Below are 21,584 nucleotides of genomic sequence, written 5' to 3'. Positions count from 1 at the left end.
CATGGAAAAGTGTGGCGCGTCAGGTTGCCGCTTGCGCCAGCGTCAGCCGCGCCACCGGCACGCGGTAGGGCGCACAGCTGACATAGTCGACCCCAAGCCCCGAGAAGAATTTCAGCGACACCGGATCGCCTGCATGCTCCCCGCAAATGCCGATCTTGAGCCGCGGATTGGCCGCCCTGCCCCGCTGGATGGCAATGGAAATCATCTCGCCCACGCCCTTCTCGTCAATGGTGACGAAAGGGTCGCGCTCATAAATGCCCTTGCGCTGATAGACCGTGAGGAAGGTCGGCGCATCGTCGCGCGAAATCCCAAAGGTCGTCTGCGTCAGATCGTTCGTCCCGAAAGAAATGAAATCGACCATGCCGGCAATATCGCCTGCCCTGAGACAGGCACGCGGCAGTTCGATCATCGTCCCGAACGAGAATTTCACCTTTTCCGATTTCAGCAGGCCCGAATTGGCGACGATGGCCATGGTGCGTTCGCGCACCCAGGCGACCTCGCTGGCGGTCGAGACGAAGGGAACCATCACTTCCACCGGGATCGGCTTATTCAGCCGCTCACTGGCCTCCCGCGCCCCGGCGATGACAGCCTGCATCTGCATCTGCAGAATTTCGGGATAGGTGATGGCCAAGCGAACCCCGCGATGCCCAAGCATCGGGTTCACCTCGGCAATGCGCTCAAGCCGCAGGCGCAGCGCCCGCACCGCCACGCCAAGCGACGCCGCCGTTTCCTCGATCTCTTCATCGTTACGCGGCAAAAATTCATGCAGCGGCGGATCAAAGAGCCGCACCGTCACCGGCAACCCGCCCATCACCGAGAACAGCGCCGAATAGTCGCCCGTCTGGAAATCGACGAGACCGTTTACAGCAAGGCTGCGCGCCTCTTCGTCCTCGGACAGGATCATGCGCCGCAGCGCCACGAGGCGCTCGGGCGAGAAGAACATGTGCTCGGATCGCGCGAGGCCAATGCCCTCCGCACCAAAGCTCAGCGCCGTCGCAGCCGACTCAACCGTTTCCACATTGGTGCGCACGGCAATGGACCGGCTGGCATCGGACCAGCCGAGCAGCGTGCCGATATTGCCGCCGATATGGGGCTGGGCCAATGGCAGCGTGCCAAGATAGACCGAGCCATCGCTGCCATCGATGGTGAGCCGATCACCCGGCCGCAATTCGCGCGAACCGATGCGGCAAACCATCTCCACAGTATCAACCGACAGCGTGCGCACCCCGGCCACACAGGGTTTTCCCGTGATACGCGCAATCACACCGGCATGGCTGGTCATGCCGCCGCGGGCGGTAAGAATGCCCGTCGCCGCCTTCATGCCCTCGATGTCGGCCGGCCCGGTCTCGTTGACCACCAGAATGCAGTGCTTGCCGCGAGCGCGCAGGCGCGCCGCATCCTCGGCAGAGAAGGTAATAATGCCGCTCGCCGCGCCGGGCGAAACCCCAAGACCCGTAGCGATCGGGGTGACATCCTCGGTCGACTTGATGCGCGGATGCAGCAATTGCGGCAGGCGATTGGGATCGACGCGACTGACCGCGTGGTGCGGCGACCAGATCTTGTTCTGCACGCGATCGACAGCCGCCTCGAGCTCCGCCGCAGCCGAAGCCTGCACCGGCCGGGCCGAAAGGAACTGCACCTTGCCGCGATGGATGGCGACGAGGCAGGCCATGTGCCGCCCAGCCTTGGCATCGAGCAGCGAAATCAGCGAGCCGATGGATTCGGGCAGGCGCGGCAAAGCAGCACCGTTGAGCGGCGCCGGCCCCAGCGCGCCCGTCGCCGCATTGCGGGTGAGAAACTGTTCAAGCTCGCCCTCGGCCGTCGCCTGAATCAGCACGATCTGCCGGGCGCGATCATCTTCGCCGCGGAAATTGGCCCAGCCACCCTGCGAAAACCCATAACTTTCAAAGGCCTGCTTGATGGCCTTGGCCAGCGGCCTTGTCGGGTCGACGGAATCCTCGGGCGCCGTCGGCGCGGCTATGCCGGTGCGCGCCGGCTGCAACCCGCTATTGTGGCTGGCGGCCGAGGTGCGCACGACGAGCATGGGCGCCTTGCCATCCTTGGCCACGAGCTTGAAGAGGCAAGCGATCCAATGGGTGCGCAGTCGCGTATCGAGCCGGGTCCGTTCGGCCTGCAGGGCCTCCCAGGCGGCACGCGTGATCGCAATGGTCGGAACCGTTGGAAAACCGGCCTCGCCGACGCGGAAAATCCAGCGGGCCTTGCCGGCCAGCAGCTTCAATTGGGCGGCGGTGAGGTTTGCCTTCCCCTCGGCAGGGGCAATCGCAAACATTTCCTGCGCAAGACTCACCGTAAAACCGTCCCTGACATCATTGTGACCTCATACTGCCTCAGGCTCCGGTGCGGCTGCAACAGCACTTGACTTGGCCCGAAGCGGAAAGCATCTGATCTCTCATGGAAAAACGGCCACACCTCGACATTCTGTTATGCGCGCCGCGCGGATTCTGCGCAGGCGTCGATCGCGCCATCCAGATCGTGGAGCTGGCACTGCAGAAATACGGCGCTCCCGTCTATGTGCGTCATGCCATCGTGCATAATAAATATGTGGTGGAAGGGCTTAAGGCCAAGGGCGCGGTCTTTGTCGAAGAGCTCGACGAGATCCCCGAGACCGAAGCCCCGGTGGTGTTTTCGGCCCATGGCGTGCCCAAAAGCGTGCCGGCCGATGCCAAATCGCGAAATATGTTCTTCCTCGATGCCACCTGCCCGCTCGTGAGCAAGGTGCATGTGGAAGCCTCGCGCCACTTCGAGGAAGGCCACGAAATCGTTCTTATTGGTCATGCCGGTCACCCCGAAGTGATCGGCACGATGGGCCAATTGCCCGAAGGCGCGGTCACCCTCATCGAGACCGTGGCCGACGCCAATGTCTTCACCCCGAAGAATCCGGACACCCTGGCCTTCGTGACGCAGACAACGCTCAGTGTCGACGACACGCGCGAAATCGTCGCGGCGCTGCGTGCGCGCTTCCCGTCCATCAACGGACCGCACAAGGAAGACATCTGCTACGCGACCACCAATCGCCAGGAATCCATCAAGGCCGTGGCGCCGCTGGTTGATGCCATGATCGTGGTCGGTTCGCCGCATTCGTCCAACTCGCAGCGCCTTGTCGAAGTGGCCCTCCGCAGCGGCTGCAAGATCGCGACCCTGGTTGATCGCGCCAGCGAAATCGACTGGTCGCTCTATGGCGACATCAAGTCGCTCGGCGTCAGCGCCGGTGCCTCGGCGCCGGAGAGCCTCGTCGAAGAAGTGATCGACGCCTTTGCCGCGCGCTATGAGGTTGCGGTCGAGACCAAGACCACGGCCGAAGAAAACATCGCCTTCAACATCCCCAAAGTGCTGCGCAATCTCGAAGTGGCCTCGGGGCGATGATCCCACTCCACGCGCTGGAGACTGACCGGCTGCGGCTCGTGCCCTGGCGCGACGACCTTGTCGATCCGCTCTGGGCCATGCACGCCAATCCGGAGGTCGCGCGCTATCTCGATGCGCAGGGCCGCGTCTACGACCGAGCCAAGGCCATCGAGCGGATCGCCGGCTGGCGCCTCGAATATGCCGATCACGGCATCGGCAAGTTTGCCATCGAGCGCAAAAGCGACGGCGCCTTTATCGGCCGTGCCGGTTTTTCTCCCTTCGAGGGCGAGCCGGAAATCGGCTATTCGTTGGCCCCAGAGCACTGGAACCAGGGCTATGCCAGCGAGATCGCGCTGGGCCTCCGCAACTGGTTCTTCGCCAACCGCCCCGAAAACCATTTCATCGGTTTTGCCCATATGCAGAACGCTGCCTCACGGCGCGTGCTTGAAAAGATCGGCATGATCGAGACACATCAGGGAAACGTGGCCGACATGCCGCATCAGTTCTACATCCTGCGCCGGGGGCCAAGCGCATGAGCACTTCCGTCATCATCCACACCGACGGCGCCTGTTCGGGCAATCCCGGCCCCGGCGGCTGGGGCGCCATCCTGCAGTTCGGCCAGCACCGCAAGGAGCTCAAGGGCGGCGAAGCGCTGACCACCAATAACAAGATGGAGCTGACCGCCGCCATTGAGGCGCTCAACGCCCTCTCCCGCCCCTGCGCGGTCGAACTTCACACCGACAGCCAATATGTGAAGAACGGCGTCCAGAGCTGGATTCACGGCTGGAAAAAGAACGGCTGGAAGACCGCCGACAAGAAGCCGGTGAAAAACGTCGAACTCTGGCAGGCCCTCGACGAAGCCACCAAACGCCACCAGATTTCCTGGCACTGGGTCAAGGGCCACGCTGGCGACGAACTCAACGAGCGCGCCGACGAACTGGCCAGGGAAGGCATGGCGCCTTTCAAGCAGAAGAAGGCCCCCGAGAGCTTTGCGCCGCCGTTCTAAGTTTTGGGCACCCTCTTCACCTCTCCCTCTGGGGGAGAGGTCGACGCGAAGCGGCGGGTGAGGGGGCCTTCCGGCAAACATGTACCCTCACAAAGGCCCCCTCACCCGGCTTGCTACGCAAGCCGACCTCTCCCCCAAAGGGAGAGGTGAAGAAAGGGCCAAGCCTTAAGCCCGCTTCGGCAGCAAACCCTTGATCGCCTTCAAACTCGGCGCAATGACATAGCCCGCCACTGGGATCAGCAGCGCGCCGAGGATCAGGCCAATAAAGAAATCGACGAATGCCGTGGCGAACCAGCCGGCAAACCCGGCAATGGCCGGGAAAGTGTGCTCAGCCCAATGGGCGGCAGTTTCGATGACGATTTCCGGTCCGGTAAAGCCGAACTCATAAAGCCCATGCGCCACGATGGAGCCACCAACCCAGGTCATCGCCGCGGTGCCGACAATGCTCAAGACCTGCATGAAATAGGGCATGCCGACTACAAGTCCGCGGCCAAAGCCACGACCAACCGGCGTCCGGCCATTGCGGGCCATGAACACCCCAAAATCGTCGCCTTTGACGATCAACGCCACGGCCCCATAGACGATGACCGTGATACCGACACCGGCCACCGCCAAAATAGCGGCGCGGGTCCAGAAATCGGGCACTTCAATGGCTGCGAGAATGATAGTCATGATCTCGGCCGAGAGAATAAAATCGGTCTGGATCGCGCCGGCGACCTTCTTGTCCTCAAGGCTCTGCGGGTTGAGCGCAGCCGGCTCCAATGAGGCTTCATGATGCTCGGCCTCGTGCGGAGCGAGCATGTGGAAGATCTTTTCCGCGCCCTCGTAGCAGAGATAGGCACCGCCAATCATCAAGAGCGGCGTGATCAGCCAGGGCGCAAAAAAGCTCAGCAGCAGCGCCGCCGGCAGCAGGAACAGCAGCTTGTTCTTGACCGAGCCCCAGGCAATCTTGCCCACGATGGGCAATTCGCGGTCGGCGGTAAAACCCTGCACATAGTTCGGGGTTACCGCCGCATCGTCGATGACCGCACCCGCCGCCTTGACGCCGGCTTTGGCGGCCTGTCCGGCCACGTCATCCAGCGACGCGGCCGCGACCTTCACGAGGCCGGCCACATCATCAAGCAGAGCAAGAAGGCCGACACTCATTTTCTACTTCCTTAGCCCGCGACTTTGCCGAAATCGGCTACGAGATGCATGGTGTCGCGCAGCCGCGCGAGCAGGTTCAGGCGATTGGTGCGCACGGCCGGATCGGCATCGTTGACGAGCACGGCGGTGAAGAAGGCGTCCACAGGCGCGCGCAGCGTTGCGAGTTCCGCCATGGCTCCCTTGTAGTCATCCCTGCCAACATGGCTCGCGACAGCCGCGTGGACAGCATCAACGGCAAAGGCCAAAGCCTCTTCTTCCGGCAGTTTCAGCGCCGCCTGATCGACCGCACCGGCATAGGACTTTCCGTCCTTCTTCTCTTCGGCCGCCAGAATATTGGCAGCACGGCGATAGCCGGCGAGAAGGTTCTTGCCATCGTCGCTGGAGAGCAGGCTCGAAAGCGCCTCAGCGCGCTGGGTGATCTGCAGGATGTCATTGCTGTCAGCGGAGATAACCGCATCGACCAGATCATGCCGCGCACCAGCATCGCGCAGCGACACCTTCAGGCGATCATGGAAGAAAGCCAGGAGATCAGCATCGACCTTGAGCGGGAATTTCAGCCCGTTCTCGGTGACGATACGGATGACACCCAAAGCCGCGCGACGCAGCGCGAACGGGTCACGCGAGCCGGTCGGCTTTTCGTCGATCGACCAGAAACTCGACAGCACGTTGAGCTTGTCGGCCAGCGCCACGGCGATGGAAACGGGCTCGGTCGGCACGCGGTCCGAGGGACCAACGGGCTTGTAGTGCATTTCGAGCGCATTGGCGATTTCAGCCGGCTCGCCCTGCGCGGTCGCATAGTAGCGCCCCATCAGGCCCTGCAATTCCGGGAATTCGCCGACCATGCCGGTGACGAGATCGGCCTTGGCGAGCATGGCGGCGCGCTTGGTCTTTTCGACATCGGCGCCCACGAGCGGCGCGATTTCGGCTGCAAGCTTGACCAGCCGTTCGACCATGGCGAACTGCGTGCCGAGCTTGGCGTGGAACACCATGTCTTCCAGCTTGGGCAGGCCATGCTCAAGCGGAATGGCGAGGTCGCCCTGATAGAAGAAGGCGGCGTCCGACAGGCGCGCACGAATGACACGCTCATTGCCGGCCACAACCACCGCGCCGCCATCAGACGGAATGGTGTTGGCCGTGATGATGAAATTGGGCGCCAGTTTCCCCGAGGCATCGCGCAGACAGAAACACTTCTGGTTGGCGCGAATGGTGGCAATGATGACTTCTTCCGGAAGCTTCAGGAATTCAGGATCGAACGACCCCATCATCACATTGGGCCACTCGACAAGACCAGCCACCTCTTCCAGCAGACCCTCGTCATGAATGACGGTGAGCCCCTGCGCAAAAGCCAGCTGATCGGCATCGCCGCGGATGATGTCCTTGCGGCGATCGATATCGAGCACGACCTTGGCTCGCTCAAGCGCAGTCACATAGTCGTCGAAGCGCTTTACGCGGATGGCAGCGGGCGCCAGGAAGCGATGGCCGAACGTCGTCTGGCCCGCTTCGATCTGGTTGGACGCGAAGGGGATGACGACCGGCTCGTCATTTTCGGTGCCAAAGGTCGCGGTGATGGCGCGCAGCGGGCGCACCCAGTTGAAATTGCCCGAACCCCAGCGCATCGACTTGGCCCAGGGGAAATCCGTCAGAATTTTCGGCAGGATGGCCGAAAGCAGTTCCACCGCATCGGCACCCGGCTTGTTGATCACGGCGACGTAGAAATCGCCCTTCTTGGCATCGCTCTCGACCTTGGCCTCTTCGAGCGAAGAAAGCCCCGCCGAACGCAGGAAGCCATCGATGGCCGGTTGCGGTGCACCAACCTTGGGGCCCTTCTTTTCCTCGCGCGTATCGGGCGAGCGCACCGGCAGGCCCGATACGGTCAGCGCCAGGCGGCGCGGCGTCGCAAAGGCGCGCGCACCCTCATAGACGAGACCCGCATCGACCAGCGCATTGGTCACGGCTTTCTTGAGGTCTTCGGCAGCGCGCCGCTGGAAGCGGGCGGGAATTTCCTCGGAGAAGAGTTCGAGCAGGAGTTCGGGCATGAGGGGCAACCGGATTTCGAAGGCGTAGGGGTGATTAGCGTGGCGCGGCGGGCCTGTCCACATGGACGAGGCGGAGGAGCGGAAGTTTCGGCACTACCAGCCGCCGCCACCGCCCCCGCCGCCGCCACCGCCCGATGAGCCGCCGCCCGACGAGCCCGAGGAACTGGCCTGCACTGGCTGGGCTGCCACCATGGCCGCGGCCATGCCGGAACTGGCGGCGGCCACGGCCGAAGTCAGCGAACCAGACGAAAAACTGCGGCCCGAATACCAGTTGGGACGATAGTCACTGCCGACATCGCTGACGGCATTGCGCGCCAGCTCACCCTCAAAGTGCTCGGTCCAGGGCTTTTCCACGCCCATGGCAATGGCATAGGGCAGAATGCGCTCAAAGCGCTCCACCGTCATCGGCGGTTCGCCCGACATGTTGAGCCGGTTCTTCTCCGCCGTTTCGAGATAGAGCTTGAACCCTTCGATCTCGTCCATGACCTTCCGGCCCTGAATGGTCGGCGCCCGCATCAGCGCGGCAAAGATCAGGCTGATCAGGATCAGCGAACCCGCTGCGACGGCGGCGGAGTTGATGGTGATCGAGGAAAAGCTCTCGATCAGCCCGCCGCCCATGTTGAAGGCGATGATGCCGCCCCACAATATCACCAGGAAAAGCCGCATGCCGCCCTGGTTCAGGAAGCTGAAGACCACCGAACCGATGATGCCGACGACGATGCCCCCAATGAAGGCGCCAAAAAGCCAGACCGGCTCGAGCACGTCGAAAAACACCATGGCGCCCATCATGGCAAAGGCCAGGAAAAAGCTCAGGATCACATAGCCCGCATTGTGGTTGAACCAGACCTTTCGGTTCTCCCGCTCGATAGCCGAGGTGAATTCGCCACGCTTGGTCGCCAGCGTCGGCCCGGTCGACTTGTTGACCGTTACCCTGCCCTTCTCTGCGAAATAACGATAAAGCACTTCCTCGCCGACCGGCAGCTTTTCCTCGACCGGCTTGCCCGTCACGCTCACAGCCAGCGTATCGGCAATATTGCTGATCTTGACGAGGCCACGCACCCCCAGATTGAAGATCGCGGCGGTAAAGGCCTGCCAGCCGGATTGGGAAAAACCCCAGTTCTGCACATAGTGCGTCAGACCCGGCGAAAAATCCTTGGGCGGGTGGAAGAGCGGAATGATCGTACCCTTGGGCGGGTCGCGCCCCACACGCCACCAGGCCGAGAGATTGTAGGCAAGCAGCAGCAGCACCGAGAGAACCGGCAGCCAGACCTCGCGCAGGTCCGACGCCGACTGCATCAGCGCATCAAACCCGGCGGGATAGGCGATGAGGCCCTTCTGGAACGAGACCGCAAAGGTCATGCCCTCCCCGGCCCCCAGCGCGCGCTGCGTCCTGAAGGTCGCTTCGGTGTCGGAATTGCGCGTGATGGTCACCGCCTGTTCGGTGGAACCGGCGACACCGGTATAGGCGGAAAGATCAGAGATCACCGCGCCGTCGGGCAAGGTCACCCGCGCCACCGATTTCAGGATCGGAAAGTCCCAATAATTGCCGGTGGCATTCCAATAGAGCTCGTCATGATCGGCAAAGCTGCGCGCCATGCGTTCCATCACATAGGTGATCACATAGCGATGCTCGCCCACGGCAATGAGCCGCTCGGAATTGCCGATCCAGATGCGCTGGAAATTGCCCATGCGCTCGACGCGAAAATCCTCGGCCGCCCCCTGCCGCGTCACCGACTCGACCTCGAGCCCCACCCTGATCTTGTTGCCCGAAGGCCCCAGCATGACGATGGGAATGTCGCGGTAAATCCCGCGCCGGATCTGGTTGCCCTCGGCACGAATATCCACGGTTTCGATCACCCGCACCGAGCCGTCCGTGCGCAGCGTCACGTCCGAAGCAAAGGCACGAATTTCCTCACGCGCCAGCGCTGGCAAGGCCAGGGCGAGCACGCAGGCAAGGGCGAGAAGCAGTCTGCCGAGAGCCTTCATGGCTTTTAGAACTTTACGTTCGGAACCTGCCGGTCGGCCTCGTTCTCAAGCTCGAAGTACTGCGCCTTGATGAACTTGAAGGCATTGGCGATGAAGTTCGAGGGGAAGGATTCGACCTGGATATTGAGGTTCCGCACCGCGCCATTGTAGTAGCGGCGCGACATCTGGATTTCGTCTTCCACCGTCTGCAGCGCTTCCTGAAACTCAAGAAACGTCGTGTTCGCCTTGAGGTCGGGATAGGCCTCGGCCGTCGCGATCAGGCGACCGAGTGCGGACGACAGCTGGCCCTCGGCCGCGGCGCGCTGCTCTGGCGTACCATTGGCAGCGGCGGTCGCCGCAGCGCGGGCGTTGGTGACGGCCTCGAGCGTCTCGCGCTCGTGGGTCATATAGCCCTTAACGGTCTCGAGCATATTGGGGATAAGGTCGGTGCGGCGCTTCAATTGCACGTCGATGCCCGACCAACCCTCTTCCACCATCTGCCGGTTCTTCACCAGCCCGTTATAGATAGCGATGGCATAGCCGGCGGCACCAACCACCAGCGCAAGAATGACCCATTCCATAGGCGCGTCCCTCAAAGCGTTCCGGCCGGACACTGGCAGTTTGCTCAAAGCCTTGCAATGGGCGCGGACAAGCCGGGCTTGACTTCCCCGGCGCAATCCCTAGCTTTGTGTTATGAGTAAATCGCGCCACATCCATAGCTGCACTATCCTTCTCGCAGAATAGACACCCTAGGCATGCGCGCGCCGGAGCCTGCTTAGGGTTCAGGCACTTTCGCCACCCGGCTCCCTCTTCTCCACATTGAACAGCGCTTCGGCTGCCGCGTCTTCACGCCGGCCGGAGCCCATCAGGACACTTACTATGAACGATATTCGCAGAGATCTTGCGCCCGCCATTACCCTTGGCCAGGCCGATCATGCCAAACTCAACGCGCTTGCCATGGCCGGCCTCGAGCGCATGCCCGATCTTGCCGACCGCCTGCTCGAAGAGCTTGAACGCGCCAAGGTAATTGCCGACGAAAAACTGCCCGAAGGCGTCGTCCGCATGGGCTCGTCGATCACCTATGTCACCAATGCCGACAAGGAACAGACGGTCACACTGGTTTACCCAGCCGACGCCGACATCGAAGCCGGCCGCATTTCGGTGATGACGCCGATTGGCACCGCATTGATCGGCCTCAAGGCCGGCCAGTCCATCACCTGGCGCGACCGCGCCGACAAGCGTCACAAGCTGACGGTGATTTCCGTGCTGGCGCCGCAGCCGGCATAGGCCAGGGCACGCCATCCCTATATTCCCACCGCGTCATTCCCGCGAAAGCGGGAATCTCCTTGCGCAGAAACGGAGATTCCCACTTTCGCGGGAATGGCATCGTGTGTTTTGAAGCGACCTGGAAGTCCGAACTGACCTATTCCGCGCCGCCGCCTGCGGTCTGAAGCCAGGCTTCGCCGCAGGCCTTGGCCAGCTCGCGAATGCGCAGGATATAGCTCTGGCGCTCGGTGACCGAGATCACACCGCGCGCATCGAGCATGTTGAAATTGTGCGAGGCCTTGACGACCTGCTCATAGGCCGGAATGGCCATGGTCTGGCGATTGCCTTCTGCACCCTTGGCGAGGATCGCGCGGCATTCCTTTTCCGCGTCCTCGAAGTGCCGGAACAGGATCTCGGTGTCCGAAGCCTCGAAATTGTACTTCGACTGCTCCTGCTCGTTCTGCAGGAACACATCGCCATAGGTGACCTTCTCGTCGCCGTCACGGCCGTTGAAATTGAGGTCGTAGACGTTCTCGACGCCCTGCACATACATGGCGAGGCGTTCGAGCCCATAGGTGATTTCGCCCGGCACCGGCGAGCATTCAAAGCCGGCCACCTGCTGGAAATAGGTGAACTGGGAAACTTCCATGCCGTCGCACCAGCATTCCCAGCCCAGACCCCAGGCGCCCAGCGTCGGGCTCTCCCAATCGTCTTCGACGAAGCGAATGTCGTGCAGCGAGGCATCGAGCCCGATCGCGGCCAGCGAGTCCAAATAGAGCTGCTGGATATTGTCCGGCGAGGGCTTCAGGATGACCTGGAACTGATAATAGTGCTGCAGGCGGTTGGGGTTCTCGCCATAGCGCCCATCCTTGGGGCGGCGCGAAGGCTGCACATAGGCGGCCTTCCAGGGTTTTGGCCCAAGCGCGCGCAAAGTCGTCGCGGTATGGAAGGTACCGGCTCCCATCTGCATGTCATAGGGCTGGAGAATGACACAACCCTGCTCGGCCCAGAAATTCTGGAGCGTCAGGATCAGACCCTGGAAGGAATTCTTCGGGTCCATGTGAGCGGGGCGAGAGGTCATGTCAGCGGTCCTGCAAATCTGCGGGACAAACCTCTAGTTTGACCTCTCTGCACGGTCAATGGCGCTTGGCACTCAGCGCATACGGTAGCCGCGCATCAACTCGTCCAGCCAGCGATAGTTTTTGCCCTCTGGCCGGCCGATATCGGTCCGCTGCCGAGCATCGAGACCGCTTAGCTGCCATTCACGCCTGACGCCCATTCGCCAGAGGCGATAGTGCGCGATGAGGCGCTTTTGCCAGCGTGGGCGAACACTGGGATGGTGAGTGGGGATGGATACGAAGAGCGTTTCAACGGCCATGATAGCCTCCCGACAAATCGAACGCCGGGATGCTATGTCCATGGCCGGAAAAAGGCTGTGCCCGGATCGTGCGACACGGCGCTGTCGCCCGATCGGGTGACTAGCCGGGAATGCCGACGGACAGCAGAACCCGCATCAGCGCGGGCTGGGTGTGCACGCCCGTCTTGTCGTAGATGCGCTGCAGGTGCGTTTTTGCCGTGTTGGCGGAAATATCCATCTCCCGGGCGGCGTCGGGCAACGTCTGACCATCGGCAATGAGTCCAGCCAGACGCCGCTGGCCCGCAGACAGCCCATAGATGGCAGCTGCCAGATCAAGACGGGTTTCGGTGAGTCCCTGGCCTTCCATCAGGAAATAGATGGTGCCACCCTGGACCTGCACCCACCAGACCCGGGTCGGCAGGCCCTCGCCGGTCTCATGCACGATCGGCAAGCTGCCCCGGCCAGAATTGTAGCCGCTATCGACATTGCTGGCCCAGGAAAGCGCCGCCGTCAGGCGGCGCTGACAGGCCGTGTCCCGCACCCGGAGCCGGCCATTGCGGATGACCAGATCGTCGTCCTCCTCGAGCCGTCGCACAGCCTCTGCGCTGGCCCAATGGACCGTGCCTTCGGCATTCAATTCAAGGATGGCCGCGCCATCGTGGAAGCCGTCATTGCCCATATGCCCGAGGACAGCGATCTTCCACCGCCCCTCGTGGCGCTCGAAGACGCGGAGTTCATGGGTCAAGCCTGAGCCCCTGAAGCCCGGATGGCCGCTCGGTGGATATTGCTGGTCGAACGCCGCCCAGGCCATATCGCCATAGATGCGCAGGGTCAGGTTCTCGACCGTGGTCTTGTGGGCAAAGTCTGCGTCATAGGGCATCTCGTCGCCGGAGAATACCGACACGGCGCGACGCGCCAACTCCTCCCAGGAGCGGCGCACAAATGGTCCGCCCTGAACGTTGTAGCCCCAGCGCGTGATATAGGGGGCATGAACGAAACAGGATGACCAGAGGTCGTAATTCTTGGTCCAGATGCCGATGCGATTGGCGTGGATCAGCGCCAATATCTCGGCACGGTCGTCCTCCTCGCTCACAGCGAGACCCTCCCAAGACCGCCGTCTTAAGAAGGATAGAGCGCAGCCGTAGCCCACGCAATCTCAATTGCTGCGGCCGTTATCCCTGTCGTTTGGCCGAAAAGTGCCGTCGTCACCGCGCTTGAGATCGATCACATCGGGTCGCTTGCGCTCTGCCAGGTCGCGCTCGTGGCGGAGGCGTTTTTCCTCTTTGGCGTCATTGTCGAATTTTTGCGACCAATCCTTCCAAATGCGGCGGATGCCGAAATAGACCATCAGGGCCAAGACGGTGAATATCAGGATACGCAAAAGCATGGCGGTCTCAGAGGCCCAGGCGCGCCCAGAGCGCGCGATCATCAATAGTGGTCGTCACATCATCTACCACGCCCGCCGCTGAAAAGCCGAGACGCGGCAGCGCAAAGAAGGGGCGCTTGGGTGCAATGGGTTTGAGCACGATGTCGCGCCCATAGCGTTCGCGCAGGGTCGAATGCAGTTCGCCAATGCTGTCCACCAGCCCCAGTTCGACGCCGCGCATGCCCGGCCACCATTCGCCGGTAAAGAGCACGTCGTCCTCAGCCTTGAGCCTGCCGGTACGATGGCGCTTCACGTGGTCGATAAACACCTGATGGATATCGAGCTCAAAACGCTTGATGCGCTCCACGTCCTCGGCCTTTTCCGGCAGGAAAGGATCGAGCGTCGACTTGTTCCGGCCGGCCGTGTGCACGCGCCGCTCGACGCCGAGCTTTTCGAGTGCACCGACAAAGCCGAACGTCGCCATGATCACGCCGATGGAGCCGACAATGGACGAGGGATCGACGATGATTTCGTCGCCGGCCACGGCAATGAAATAGCCGCCCGAAGCCGCCGCATCTTCCACGAAGACCAGCACGGGCTTGCCCGTTTCGTCGGCCAGTTGCCTTATGCGGTTGGAAATCAGCCGGCTCTGCACCGGCGAGCCGCCGGGCGAATTGACGACGATGGCCACAACCGGAGCCGAGCGCATGTCAAAGGCACGTTTGAGCAGCGGCTCGACGGATTCGATGTTGAGCCGGCCCGGACGCAGCTCGGCGGCGATCACGCCGTGGAGGCGTACGACCGGAATGATGGTAGGACGGCGAATGAGACGGACGAACCAGTTCGGCTTGCGGGCAGGTGTTCCAGCCATGTCCCCTCCATGATTTTTCAGTGATTTAGGCATGGCCGCTCCGGATTACCAGTCGAGCGCCGCTTCCCCGCGAAAAATGGCGTCGAATTCCGGCGCAAAACCGCGCCCGCTTTCACCATGCAGCGCCCTGCCGGCAAGCAGGGTTAGCGGCGCGCGCGAGCCCTTGGTGCCGCGCACCAGAATGCGCGTTGCCGGCTGCCCTGCCCGCGGCGAGATCGGCAATAGCGCAATGGCGCCGAATCGCGGAGTCAGTGCCGCCAGCAGCGAAGTCAGTCCCTGCGCAGGATAGACGATGATCACTTCGCCGCCCCCGGCAGCGCAGCCGGCAGCACACCGGACCCAGGCCTCAAGCCCGCCCTGCGCCATATGACGCGCATCGGCCCGGCTTGCCTCCGGCGCCAGCGTCCCCTGCCCAGCCTCGAAAAAAGGCGGGTTGGCGATCACAGTCTCGAAATGATTGGCCTTGAGCCCGGTAGCATTTCGCACCGAGCCCGGCGCCAGGATGTCGAGCGCCAGCACTTCGGCGCGTTCGGCAAAGCCATTGGCCACGACATTTTCGCGCGCCAGGGCCAGGGTCTCAGCGTGCCGCTCCACCAAAACGGCATGCTGCGCGCGCTCCAGCGCCAGCGCCACCAGCCCCGCCGTGCCCACGCCCGCGCCAAGGTCGAGCAGGTCTGCCGTACCCGCCCGCACGGCAGCCCCCAGGAGCACGCTGTCGAACCCGGCACGAAACCCGTTGCTGGGTTGCGACAGAGTGATCCGGCCTGCCAAAAAGGCATCGCGCGTTGTGGTTTGGTGTTTTACAAAGTCAGTCGGCTGGTCTAGGGACATCGCACCCTGAAAGCTGGTTCTGCGCGAGTTTACATGCGCTGATATGGCGGGCTCAACCGATTTGCCGCCGGCGGCAAACGAGGACGGTAATGGCGGTCTCAGTTCTGACCCAGAAGAAAAACGTGCCGACAGGCAATCCGGTCGACAAACTGCTTGTGGCGACCGCCGATGAGATGGCCAAGGTCAATACATTGATCCTGAGCCGTGCGGAATCGCATGTCGACATGGTCCCCGAACTTGCCCGCTATCTCATCGAGAGCGGCGGCAAACGCCTGCGTCCGATGCTGACCGTCGCCGCCGCCCTGCTGTTCGGCAAGGGCAAAGGCAACGAAGTCAATTTCGCCGCCGCCGTCGAATTCATGCACAACGCCACCCTGCTCCACGACGATGTCGTCGACGAGAGCGACATGCGCCGCGGCAAGCCGGCCGCCCGCATGGTCTGGGGCAACAAGGCATCCATCCTCGTCGGCGATTTCCTCCTCGGCCAGGCTTTTATGATGATGGTCGAAACCGGCGATATCGGTTCGCTCGGCGTCCTTTCGGCCGCCTCTGCCGTGATGGCCGAAGGCGAAGTGTTCCAGCTCGCCAAGACCGGCGATCTGACGACGACTGAAGCCGACTATGCCGAAGTGATCCGCGCCAAGACCGCCGTGCTTTTCAAGGCCGCCTGCGAAGTCGGCGCGATTTCGGGCGGCGCCGATGAAGCCGGCCGCGCGGCTCTCGCGCAATATGGCCTGGAATTGGGCAATGCCTTCCAGCTCGTCGACGATGCGCTCGATTATGGTGGGCAGTCCGGCGCCTTGGGCAAGAATGTCGGCGACGACCTTCGCGAGGGTAAGATGACCCTGCCGGTCATCCTGGCGCTCGCCGAAGGCAGCGAAGCCGAACGCGCCATCATCGCCGGCGCCCTCGGCAAGGCCGATGCTTCGGAACTCGAAGTCAGCCAGGTCGTCGCGATCTTCAATCGCCACAACACACTGGCCCGCACGCTCGAAAAGGCCCGCGCCCATGCTGCGGCCGCGGTGGAAGCACTCGCCGACCTGCCCGAAAGCGAGATGAAGACGCTCCTCGGCGAAGTCGTCCTGCACAGCGTCAGCCGCGCGTCCTGATCACGGAACGATCAGCGGCGCTGCGGCGACCCAGTGATCGGGATTGCGCTCGCGCATCACCTGTGCGGCCTGATGCGCCTGCCCTTCGGACCCAAAAAGCCCAAAGACCGTCGCGCCCGACCCCGACATGCGCGACAGGATGCAGCCCTGCGTCTGCGCCAGATCATCGACGATAAAACCGATCTCCGGCACCAGCTTTACCGCCGGCGGCTGCAAGTCGTTTCGCGTTTCCGCGAGCCACAGGCCGAGCTGGGCCGGCCGCGTCAGCGGCTCGGGCAAGGCGGGCAGCGGATAATTGTCGTGGGCGCGCAGGCGCCTGAACACATCCGCCGTCGCCACCGGCACCAGCGGATTGACCAGCACGATATGCGTGGTGGGAAAGGCGGACAGGGGCGAAAGGATCTCACCAACGCCCCGCGCTACCAGCGGCCGGCTCAGCAGGCACGCCGGGACATCGGCGCCGAGTGTCGCGGCAAGATCCGCCAGATCGGCAAGCGGCACCGGTTCGCGCGCCATGCGCACCAGAATACGCAGCGCCGCCGCGGCGTCAGCCGAACCGCCGCCAATGCCCGCCGCAACCGGGAGGTGCTTTACGAGGTGCATAGCAAGGCCGTCGGGTACGATCCCCGGCCAGCGCTGCCGAAAGGCGCCAAGCGCCCGCATGACAAGATTGGTGCCGCCCGTACCGAGCGCCGCCGCAAACGGCCCCGAGATTGCTAGGCTATCCGCCGCCGCCTCAACCGCCTCCAGCTCGTCCGCTACATCAGCAAAGACGATCAGGCTTTCGAGGTCGTGATAGCCGTCCTCGCGCCGACGCGTGACATGCAGCGCCAGATTGATCTTGGCCGGCGCTGCTTCAACAAAGGTTTCCGTCATGCTGGCGGACTATTCCGTCGCGGTCGCCGGGGTCAGGCCATCCTCAAGCTTCGGCCCGACGCGCTCGGCAACATTGCCGACCTCGTCCACCGACTTGGCGACCTTCCACTGGAACTGGGCTTCAAGACGCCGCCCGGCTTTCCAATAGGCATCGCCCAGATGGTCGTTGATCTCAGCATCATTGGGCCGCAGCATCACGGCGCGTTCCAGCGTCTCGACGGCCTCATCGATACGACCAAGCTTGTAAAAAGCCCAGCCGAGCGAATCAACGACATAGCCATCCTGGGGCTGCGCCTCGACGGCCTTCTCGATCATGCCCAGAGCCTCATCGAGGTTCATGTCCATGTCGATCCAGGAATAGCCGAGATAGTTGAGCACCGATGGCTGATCGGGATTGAGCTCCAGCGCCTTGAGGAAATCGGCTTCCGCCTGCGGCCAGTGCTTGGCGCGTTCGTTGGCAATGCCGCGCACATAGTAGAAGCGCCAATCAGCCGGCGCTTCGCCCCCGGTGATTTCCAGGGCCCTGGTATAGGCCTCCGCCGCGTCCTCATATTGCTCGTCATAGCGCAGGAGATCGCCGAGCACGGAAACCGCATCGAGATCGCCGGGGCGGGTCGCAACGATATTGCGCAGACGCCGCAGCGCTTCGGCGCGATCGCCCATGGCATCGAGGTTTTGTGCGATGCGCACAACAGCCGTCGGCTTCATCGGCGAAGACGAGCCCACCGCGTCATAAATCTCATTGGCCGCGTCGTGCTGGCCTTCGGAGTCGAGCAACAGGCCGGCGGCAAGGCCGATCACGTCAGCATTGGGATCGAGATAGTGGCCGAGGCGCAGGAAGACCAGCGCCAGGTCCTTGCTGCCATCGCGCGACAGCGCAACGCCAATGCCATGGAACATTTCGGCGGCGCCGAGTTGCACATTGGTGGCAAAAACGCCAGGCCGCCGCTTGGCGTCCACCGCTTCCTTGACCACGGTCACCAGAGGATGGGTCAGCCCCTGGTCCTCAAAGGTCGCGATCACCTCGGCCGCCTCATCGAAGCGACCTTCATTGGCGAGCATACGCGAATAGACCTCCACCATGCGCGCGACATAGGGCTCGTTCTCGAACGCCTGAGCCGCAAGCTCCAGCGCCTTGGCCTTCTCGCCGGCAACTTCCGCCATCAGGGCGCGGTGGAAAACCAGAAAATCTTCCAGCCCGGTATCGCCAAGCTTGGCGAGGATCGCGTCGGCCTCGTCATAGCGCTTTTCGCCAACCAGGGCCCAGGCACGCAAAATCCCCGCCGTGATCCCGGTAAAAGTGTCCTGCGAAATTGTCTCCAGCGCATTGCCGGCCGCGCCATAGCGGCGCTCCTTCAACGCCTCGGTGGCGATAACCAGTTCGGCAAGCTCGTTCTGGCCGACGAGTTCCTTCAGGCGCTTGGCGACCTGGGCCGATTGCCCGATCTGTCCATTGGCGGCAAAGGCGATGAAAGAGCGCTCGACCAGCACCGGATTGTCCCAGTCGCTCTGCGCTGCTTCGTTGAAATAGCGAGCGGCTTCACTGGTGCGCAATTCTTCGAGCGCCTGGCGGCCGGCAAGATAAGAGCCGGTGGCGCTGGGGCGGAACAGCTGCAGCATGTCGAGCAGGTTCGAAGAACTGCTCTGGGCCGAGGCCGCAGGCACCAGCGCCAGCGCGAGGATCGTCGCCAGAATGGGCCGGGCCAGTCGGTTCGAAAGCAAGGTCACGTGCAGAATTCTCCATATGCCGCCAAGGGCACGCTTTGGCCGTAAAGATTGTCCGTTTTGCGACTGCGCCGCAAGGCCGCGCGGCTTATGCGCGGTCACATTCCGCTGTAGTTGGGCCCGCTACCGCCCTCTGGCGGCACCCAGGTGATGTTCTGGGCCGGGTCCTTGATATCGCAGGTCTTGCAATGGACGCAGTTGGCCGCGTGGATGCGGAACACCGGCTCGCCGTTCTCGCTGGCCATTTCATAGACACCGGCGGGGCAGTAAAGCGGCGCCGGCTCGCCATAAAGCGGCAGGTTTTCGCGCACCGGGATGGTCGGATCTTTCAGCCTGAGATGAACCGGCTGGTCCTCATCATGCGCCAGATTGGCGAGGAAAACCGAGGAAGCGCGATCAAAGGTCAGCTTGCCATCCGGGCGCGCATAGTTGCGCCCCTGGACCGCGGCCCGCTTCTTCAACTTTGCGAAATCCGGCGCCCCATGTGAACGCAGATTGAGCAGCGACCGTCCGAAAATGGCCGAAAACCAGAGATCGGCACCAATGGCCAGCGAGCCGACAATCGTACCAAGCCGCGACCACAGCGGCTTGGCATTGGCGACACCCTTCAATTCCTTCTCGATGCCCGTGCGCAGCACGCTCTGGGCAAAGTCTTCCACGAGGTCATGCTGCCGCCCGGCGACAACCGCCGCTCCCACCGCATCGGCCGCGCCAATGCCGGAGAGAATGGCATTGTGGATAGCTTTCAGCCGCGGCGCATTCATGAAGCCCGCCGAACAGCCGATCAGCCCCCCACCGGGGAACGTGAGGCTAGGCACCGACTGCCAGCCCCCCGCCGTCACCGCGCGCGCGCCATAGCTCACGCGCGTACCGCCTTCGAGTATTTTGGCCACTGAGGGATGCGACTTGAAGCGCTGGAATTCGTCAAAGGGCGACAGCGTCGGATCGGCATAGTCGAGATAGGTGACAAGCCCGACGTAAAGCTTCCTGTCCTCGGCGTGATAGACAAAGCCACCGCCCGCCGTCGAATTGTCGAGCGGAAAACCGAGATAGTGATCCACCCGCCCTGCATGATGCTTTTCGGCCGGAATCTCCCAGACTTCCTTGATCCCAAGCCCATATTTCTGCGGCTCGCGACCGAGGTCGAAGTCGCCGATGATCTGCTTGGCCAGCGACCCGCGCGCGCCTTCAGCGATCAGCGTATATTTCGCTTCGAGTGCAATGCCCTCGGCAAAGCCCGATTTCGGATTGCCCTCGGCATCGCGGCCGAGATCACCCGTGATGACCCCGCGTACCGGCCCATCACCCGAGCGCAGCACATCCACCGCCGCCGTCATCGGGAAAATATCGACGCCCAGTTCAGCAGCCTGCTCGCCCAGCCACTGCACCAGTCGTCCGAGGCTGACGATCACCGCGCCTGGCGTCTTGAGCTGCGGCGGCACTAGAATATCGGGCAAAGCGAAGTCGCCCTTGGCCGTCAGATAGTGAAATGTGTCATGGGTGACATCGGGCCCGACCGGCGCGCCCTTGAGGCGCCAGTCCGGCAACAGGGCATCGAGCCCGATCGGGTCCATCACCGCGCCCGAAAGAATGTGTCCGCCGATCTCTGCCGACTTTTCCACCACTGTCACGCTCAGTTCGGGATGTCGCTGTTTCAGCCGAATGGCCGCCGCAAGGCCCGAAGGACCGGCACCGACGATCAGAATGTCGGTTGAAATTGTCTCTCGATTGCCAGCTTCGGCCATAGTCCAACCCTCAACGTCGGCAGGCGACTGGTCGCCTCGAATGCGGTGTGACATAACGGGCCCCATGTCTCAAGGTCGAGAACTCAACAAGGCCGAACTGCTTGCCGTGCTGGACTGGTATCGTGCCGCCGGCGTGGATCTTGCCGTCGGCGAGGACCCGGTCGACCGCTTCGCCCAGCCAGCCCCCGCGCCCTCCCCGGCCCAGGCCTTGCGCCAGGCCGCTGCTGCACCCGCCCAGCCTCCGCCGCCGGCCACCGCGGCCATAACCGGCGACCCATCCGAAGCGCGAAAACTCGCAGCATCGGCCGGTACGCTCGACGAGTTGCAAAAGATTCTCGAAGCCTATGACGGCTGCAGCCTGAAATTCCGCGCCACGCAACTCGTCTTTGCCGACGGCAATCCCGAAGCCAAGATCATGCTGATCGGCGAAGCACCGGGCGCCGAAGAGGATCGCCAAGGTAAGCCATTCGTCGGCCGCTCGGGCCAATTGCTCGACCGCATGCTCGGCGCCATCGGGCTCGACCGGACCAAGGTTTTCATCGTCAACACTGTCCCCTGGCGCCCGCCCGGCAATCGCACGCCGACGCCCGAAGAGATGGAATTGTGCCTGCCCTTCCTCAACCGCCAGGTTGAGCTGGTGGCGCCAAAGCTGGTCCTGACGCTGGGCGGCCCGGCCATGCAGACCGTATTCAAGACATCAGCCGGCATCATCAAGATGCGCGGCCGCTGGCAGGATGTTGCGATTGGCAACCATCAGGTCGACGCGCTGCCAACGCTCCACCCGGCCTATCTCCTGCGCAACCCTGCGGCCAAGCAGCAGGCCTGGGCGGATCTCTTGAGCCTCAAGATGAAGATCGACAGTCTGGGGCTGGGTTAAGTCCACGGTGTCATTCCCGCGAAAGCGGGAACCCCTGTTTTGAAA

General features: G+C 62.8%; 20 protein-coding genes. 6 read left to right on the top strand and 14 right to left on the bottom strand.

Going from position 1 to position 21,584, the window contains the following annotated elements; genetic code table 11:
* Positions 1–19: 19 nt before the first annotated feature.
* A complete protein-coding gene (locus ACSQ2A_RS01685; RefSeq protein ID WP_436070820.1) occupies positions 20–2,290 on the bottom strand; it encodes a putative PEP-binding protein in 2,271 nt (756 codons plus the stop codon).
* A gap of 122 nt (positions 2,291–2,412) precedes the next feature.
* Here ACSQ2A_RS01685 and ispH point away from each other — a divergent pair, with 122 nt between their 5' ends.
* The 3 genes from ispH to rnhA are packed head-to-tail and all read left to right on the top strand — an operon-like array spanning position 2,413 to position 4,369.
* Positions 2,413–3,384, top strand: coding sequence for a 4-hydroxy-3-methylbut-2-enyl diphosphate reductase (gene ispH / locus ACSQ2A_RS01680; protein ID WP_436070819.1), 972 nt, complete (start codon positions 2,413–2,415; stop codon positions 3,382–3,384).
* The gene (locus ACSQ2A_RS01675) at positions 3,381–3,899 is read left to right on the top strand and encodes a GNAT family N-acetyltransferase (RefSeq protein WP_436070818.1); all 519 of its coding nucleotides are present in this window, start codon (positions 3,381–3,383) and stop codon (positions 3,897–3,899) included. The genes ispH and ACSQ2A_RS01675 overlap by 4 nt, the downstream gene beginning before the upstream one ends.
* Complete coding sequence (gene rnhA / locus ACSQ2A_RS01670; protein ID WP_295409764.1) at positions 3,896–4,369, top strand: ribonuclease HI; 474 nt, start codon at positions 3,896–3,898, stop codon at positions 4,367–4,369. Before ACSQ2A_RS01675 ends, rnhA begins: the two co-directional genes overlap by 4 nt.
* 165 nt (positions 4,370–4,534) lie before the next feature.
* Here rnhA and ACSQ2A_RS01665 read toward each other — a convergent pair whose 3' ends face one another.
* From ACSQ2A_RS01665 to ACSQ2A_RS01650, 4 genes are all read right to left on the bottom strand, one after another.
* Entirely contained in the window at positions 4,535–5,515 is a 981-nt protein-coding gene (locus ACSQ2A_RS01665) for a DUF808 domain-containing protein (RefSeq protein WP_295409766.1), read from the bottom strand.
* An 11-nt stretch (positions 5,516–5,526) separates the two neighbouring features.
* The gene (gene glyS, locus ACSQ2A_RS01660) at positions 5,527–7,551 is read right to left on the bottom strand and encodes a glycine--tRNA ligase subunit beta (protein WP_436070817.1); all 2,025 of its coding nucleotides are present in this window, start codon (positions 7,549–7,551) and stop codon (positions 5,527–5,529) included.
* A gap of 93 nt (positions 7,552–7,644) precedes the next feature.
* Positions 7,645–9,537: a DUF2207 domain-containing protein gene (locus ACSQ2A_RS01655; protein ID WP_436070816.1), complete on the bottom strand. Its 1,893-nt coding sequence runs from the start codon at positions 9,535–9,537 to the stop codon at positions 7,645–7,647.
* Between the two features lie 5 nt (positions 9,538–9,542).
* Positions 9,543–10,097, bottom strand: a complete 555-nt coding sequence (locus ACSQ2A_RS01650) for a LemA family protein (protein ID WP_295409772.1) — start codon at positions 10,095–10,097, stop codon at positions 9,543–9,545.
* A 298-nt stretch (positions 10,098–10,395) separates the two neighbouring features.
* On the opposite strand from ACSQ2A_RS01650, the gene rnk reads away from it, so the two are divergent.
* A complete protein-coding gene (rnk, locus tag ACSQ2A_RS01645; RefSeq protein ID WP_436070815.1) occupies positions 10,396–10,803 on the top strand; it encodes a nucleoside diphosphate kinase regulator in 408 nt (135 codons plus the stop codon).
* A gap of 136 nt (positions 10,804–10,939) precedes the next feature.
* On the opposite strand, the gene ACSQ2A_RS01640 is transcribed toward rnk, so the two are convergent.
* From ACSQ2A_RS01640 to ACSQ2A_RS01615, 6 genes are all read right to left on the bottom strand, one after another.
* Positions 10,940–11,863: a glycine--tRNA ligase subunit alpha gene (locus ACSQ2A_RS01640; RefSeq protein WP_436070814.1), complete on the bottom strand. Its 924-nt coding sequence runs from the start codon at positions 11,861–11,863 to the stop codon at positions 10,940–10,942.
* A 72-nt stretch (positions 11,864–11,935) separates the two neighbouring features.
* Positions 11,936–12,160: a hypothetical protein gene (locus ACSQ2A_RS01635; RefSeq protein ID WP_436070813.1), complete on the bottom strand. Its 225-nt coding sequence runs from the start codon at positions 12,158–12,160 to the stop codon at positions 11,936–11,938.
* Positions 12,161–12,260: 100 nt separating this feature from the next.
* Positions 12,261–13,232, bottom strand: a complete 972-nt coding sequence (locus tag ACSQ2A_RS01630) for a helix-turn-helix transcriptional regulator (protein ID WP_436070812.1) — start codon at positions 13,230–13,232, stop codon at positions 12,261–12,263.
* Between the two features lie 63 nt (positions 13,233–13,295).
* A complete protein-coding gene (locus ACSQ2A_RS01625) occupies positions 13,296–13,526 on the bottom strand; it encodes a hypothetical protein (RefSeq protein WP_295409781.1) in 231 nt (76 codons plus the stop codon).
* A gap of 7 nt (positions 13,527–13,533) precedes the next feature.
* A complete protein-coding gene (locus tag ACSQ2A_RS01620; protein ID WP_295409783.1) occupies positions 13,534–14,376 on the bottom strand; it encodes a S49 family peptidase in 843 nt (280 codons plus the stop codon).
* Positions 14,377–14,421: 45 nt separating this feature from the next.
* The gene (locus tag ACSQ2A_RS01615) at positions 14,422–15,147 is read right to left on the bottom strand and encodes a tRNA1(Val) (adenine(37)-N6)-methyltransferase (RefSeq protein WP_436070811.1); all 726 of its coding nucleotides are present in this window, start codon (positions 15,145–15,147) and stop codon (positions 14,422–14,424) included.
* A gap of 149 nt (positions 15,148–15,296) precedes the next feature.
* Between ACSQ2A_RS01615 and ACSQ2A_RS01610 the strand changes: the two genes are divergently transcribed.
* The gene (locus ACSQ2A_RS01610) at positions 15,297–16,316 is read left to right on the top strand and encodes a polyprenyl synthetase family protein (protein WP_295409787.1); all 1,020 of its coding nucleotides are present in this window, start codon (positions 15,297–15,299) and stop codon (positions 16,314–16,316) included.
* Here the strand turns inward: ACSQ2A_RS01610 and ACSQ2A_RS01605 are convergent, their stop codons facing one another.
* The 3 genes from ACSQ2A_RS01605 to ACSQ2A_RS01595 all read right to left on the bottom strand — a co-directional run bounded on the left by ACSQ2A_RS01605 (position 16,317) and on the right by ACSQ2A_RS01595 (position 20,716).
* Positions 16,317–17,192 carry a 4-(cytidine 5'-diphospho)-2-C-methyl-D-erythritol kinase gene (locus ACSQ2A_RS01605; RefSeq protein ID WP_295409789.1) on the bottom strand — a complete coding sequence of 292 codons (876 nt, stop codon included), beginning with the start codon at positions 17,190–17,192 and terminating at the stop codon, positions 16,317–16,319. It lies immediately after the preceding gene.
* 9 nt (positions 17,193–17,201) lie between these two features.
* Positions 17,202–18,920, bottom strand: a complete 1,719-nt coding sequence (locus ACSQ2A_RS01600) for a tetratricopeptide repeat protein (RefSeq protein WP_436070810.1) — start codon at positions 18,918–18,920, stop codon at positions 17,202–17,204.
* 95 nt (positions 18,921–19,015) lie between these two features.
* Complete coding sequence (locus tag ACSQ2A_RS01595) at positions 19,016–20,716, bottom strand: electron transfer flavoprotein-ubiquinone oxidoreductase (RefSeq protein ID WP_436070809.1); 1,701 nt, start codon at positions 20,714–20,716, stop codon at positions 19,016–19,018.
* A gap of 10 nt (positions 20,717–20,726) precedes the next feature.
* Here ACSQ2A_RS01595 and ACSQ2A_RS01590 point away from each other — a divergent pair, with 10 nt between their 5' ends.
* Complete coding sequence (locus ACSQ2A_RS01590; protein WP_436070808.1) at positions 20,727–21,539, top strand: uracil-DNA glycosylase; 813 nt, start codon at positions 20,727–20,729, stop codon at positions 21,537–21,539.
* Positions 21,540–21,584 lie beyond the last annotated feature (45 nt).

This window comes from Devosia sp. LjRoot3, from assembly GCF_964252865.1.
Classification (GTDB): Bacteria; Pseudomonadota; Alphaproteobacteria; order Rhizobiales; family Devosiaceae; genus Devosia.
This window is presented reverse-complemented; position numbering and strand designations above follow the sequence as displayed.

What these genes read in the sequence shown, in the direction of transcription:
- ACSQ2A_RS01685 (WP_436070820.1), bottom strand. Translation starts at nt 2,290, where the DNA reads ATGTTTGCGATTGCCCCTGCCGAGGGGAAGGCAAACCTCACCGCCGCC.
- ispH (WP_436070819.1), top strand. Translation starts at nt 2,413, where the DNA reads ATGGAAAAACGGCCACACCTCGACATTCTGTTATGCGCGCCGCGCGGA.
- ACSQ2A_RS01675 (WP_436070818.1), top strand. Translation starts at nt 3,381, where the DNA reads ATGATCCCACTCCACGCGCTGGAGACTGACCGGCTGCGGCTCGTGCCC.
- rnhA (WP_295409764.1), top strand. Translation starts at nt 3,896, where the DNA reads ATGAGCACTTCCGTCATCATCCACACCGACGGCGCCTGTTCGGGCAAT.
- ACSQ2A_RS01665 (WP_295409766.1), bottom strand. Translation starts at nt 5,515, where the DNA reads ATGAGTGTCGGCCTTCTTGCTCTGCTTGATGATGTGGCCGGCCTCGTG.
- glyS (WP_436070817.1), bottom strand. Translation starts at nt 7,551, where the DNA reads ATGCCCGAACTCCTGCTCGAACTCTTCTCCGAGGAAATTCCCGCCCGC.
- ACSQ2A_RS01655 (WP_436070816.1), bottom strand. Translation starts at nt 9,537, where the DNA reads ATGAAGGCTCTCGGCAGACTGCTTCTCGCCCTTGCCTGCGTGCTCGCC.
- ACSQ2A_RS01650 (WP_295409772.1), bottom strand. Translation starts at nt 10,097, where the DNA reads ATGGAATGGGTCATTCTTGCGCTGGTGGTTGGTGCCGCCGGCTATGCC.
- rnk (WP_436070815.1), top strand. Translation starts at nt 10,396, where the DNA reads ATGAACGATATTCGCAGAGATCTTGCGCCCGCCATTACCCTTGGCCAG.
- ACSQ2A_RS01640 (WP_436070814.1), bottom strand. Translation starts at nt 11,863, where the DNA reads ATGACCTCTCGCCCCGCTCACATGGACCCGAAGAATTCCTTCCAGGGT.
- ACSQ2A_RS01635 (WP_436070813.1), bottom strand. Translation starts at nt 12,160, where the DNA reads ATGGCCGTTGAAACGCTCTTCGTATCCATCCCCACTCACCATCCCAGT.
- ACSQ2A_RS01625 (WP_295409781.1), bottom strand. Translation starts at nt 13,526, where the DNA reads ATGCTTTTGCGTATCCTGATATTCACCGTCTTGGCCCTGATGGTCTAT.
- ACSQ2A_RS01620 (WP_295409783.1), bottom strand. Translation starts at nt 14,376, where the DNA reads ATGGCTGGAACACCTGCCCGCAAGCCGAACTGGTTCGTCCGTCTCATT.
- ACSQ2A_RS01610 (WP_295409787.1), top strand. Translation starts at nt 15,297, where the DNA reads ATGGCGGTCTCAGTTCTGACCCAGAAGAAAAACGTGCCGACAGGCAAT.
- ACSQ2A_RS01605 (WP_295409789.1), bottom strand. Translation starts at nt 17,192, where the DNA reads ATGACGGAAACCTTTGTTGAAGCAGCGCCGGCCAAGATCAATCTGGCG.
- ACSQ2A_RS01595 (WP_436070809.1), bottom strand. Translation starts at nt 20,716, where the DNA reads ATGTCACACCGCATTCGAGGCGACCAGTCGCCTGCCGACGTTGAGGGT.
- ACSQ2A_RS01590 (WP_436070808.1), top strand. Translation starts at nt 20,727, where the DNA reads ATGTCTCAAGGTCGAGAACTCAACAAGGCCGAACTGCTTGCCGTGCTG.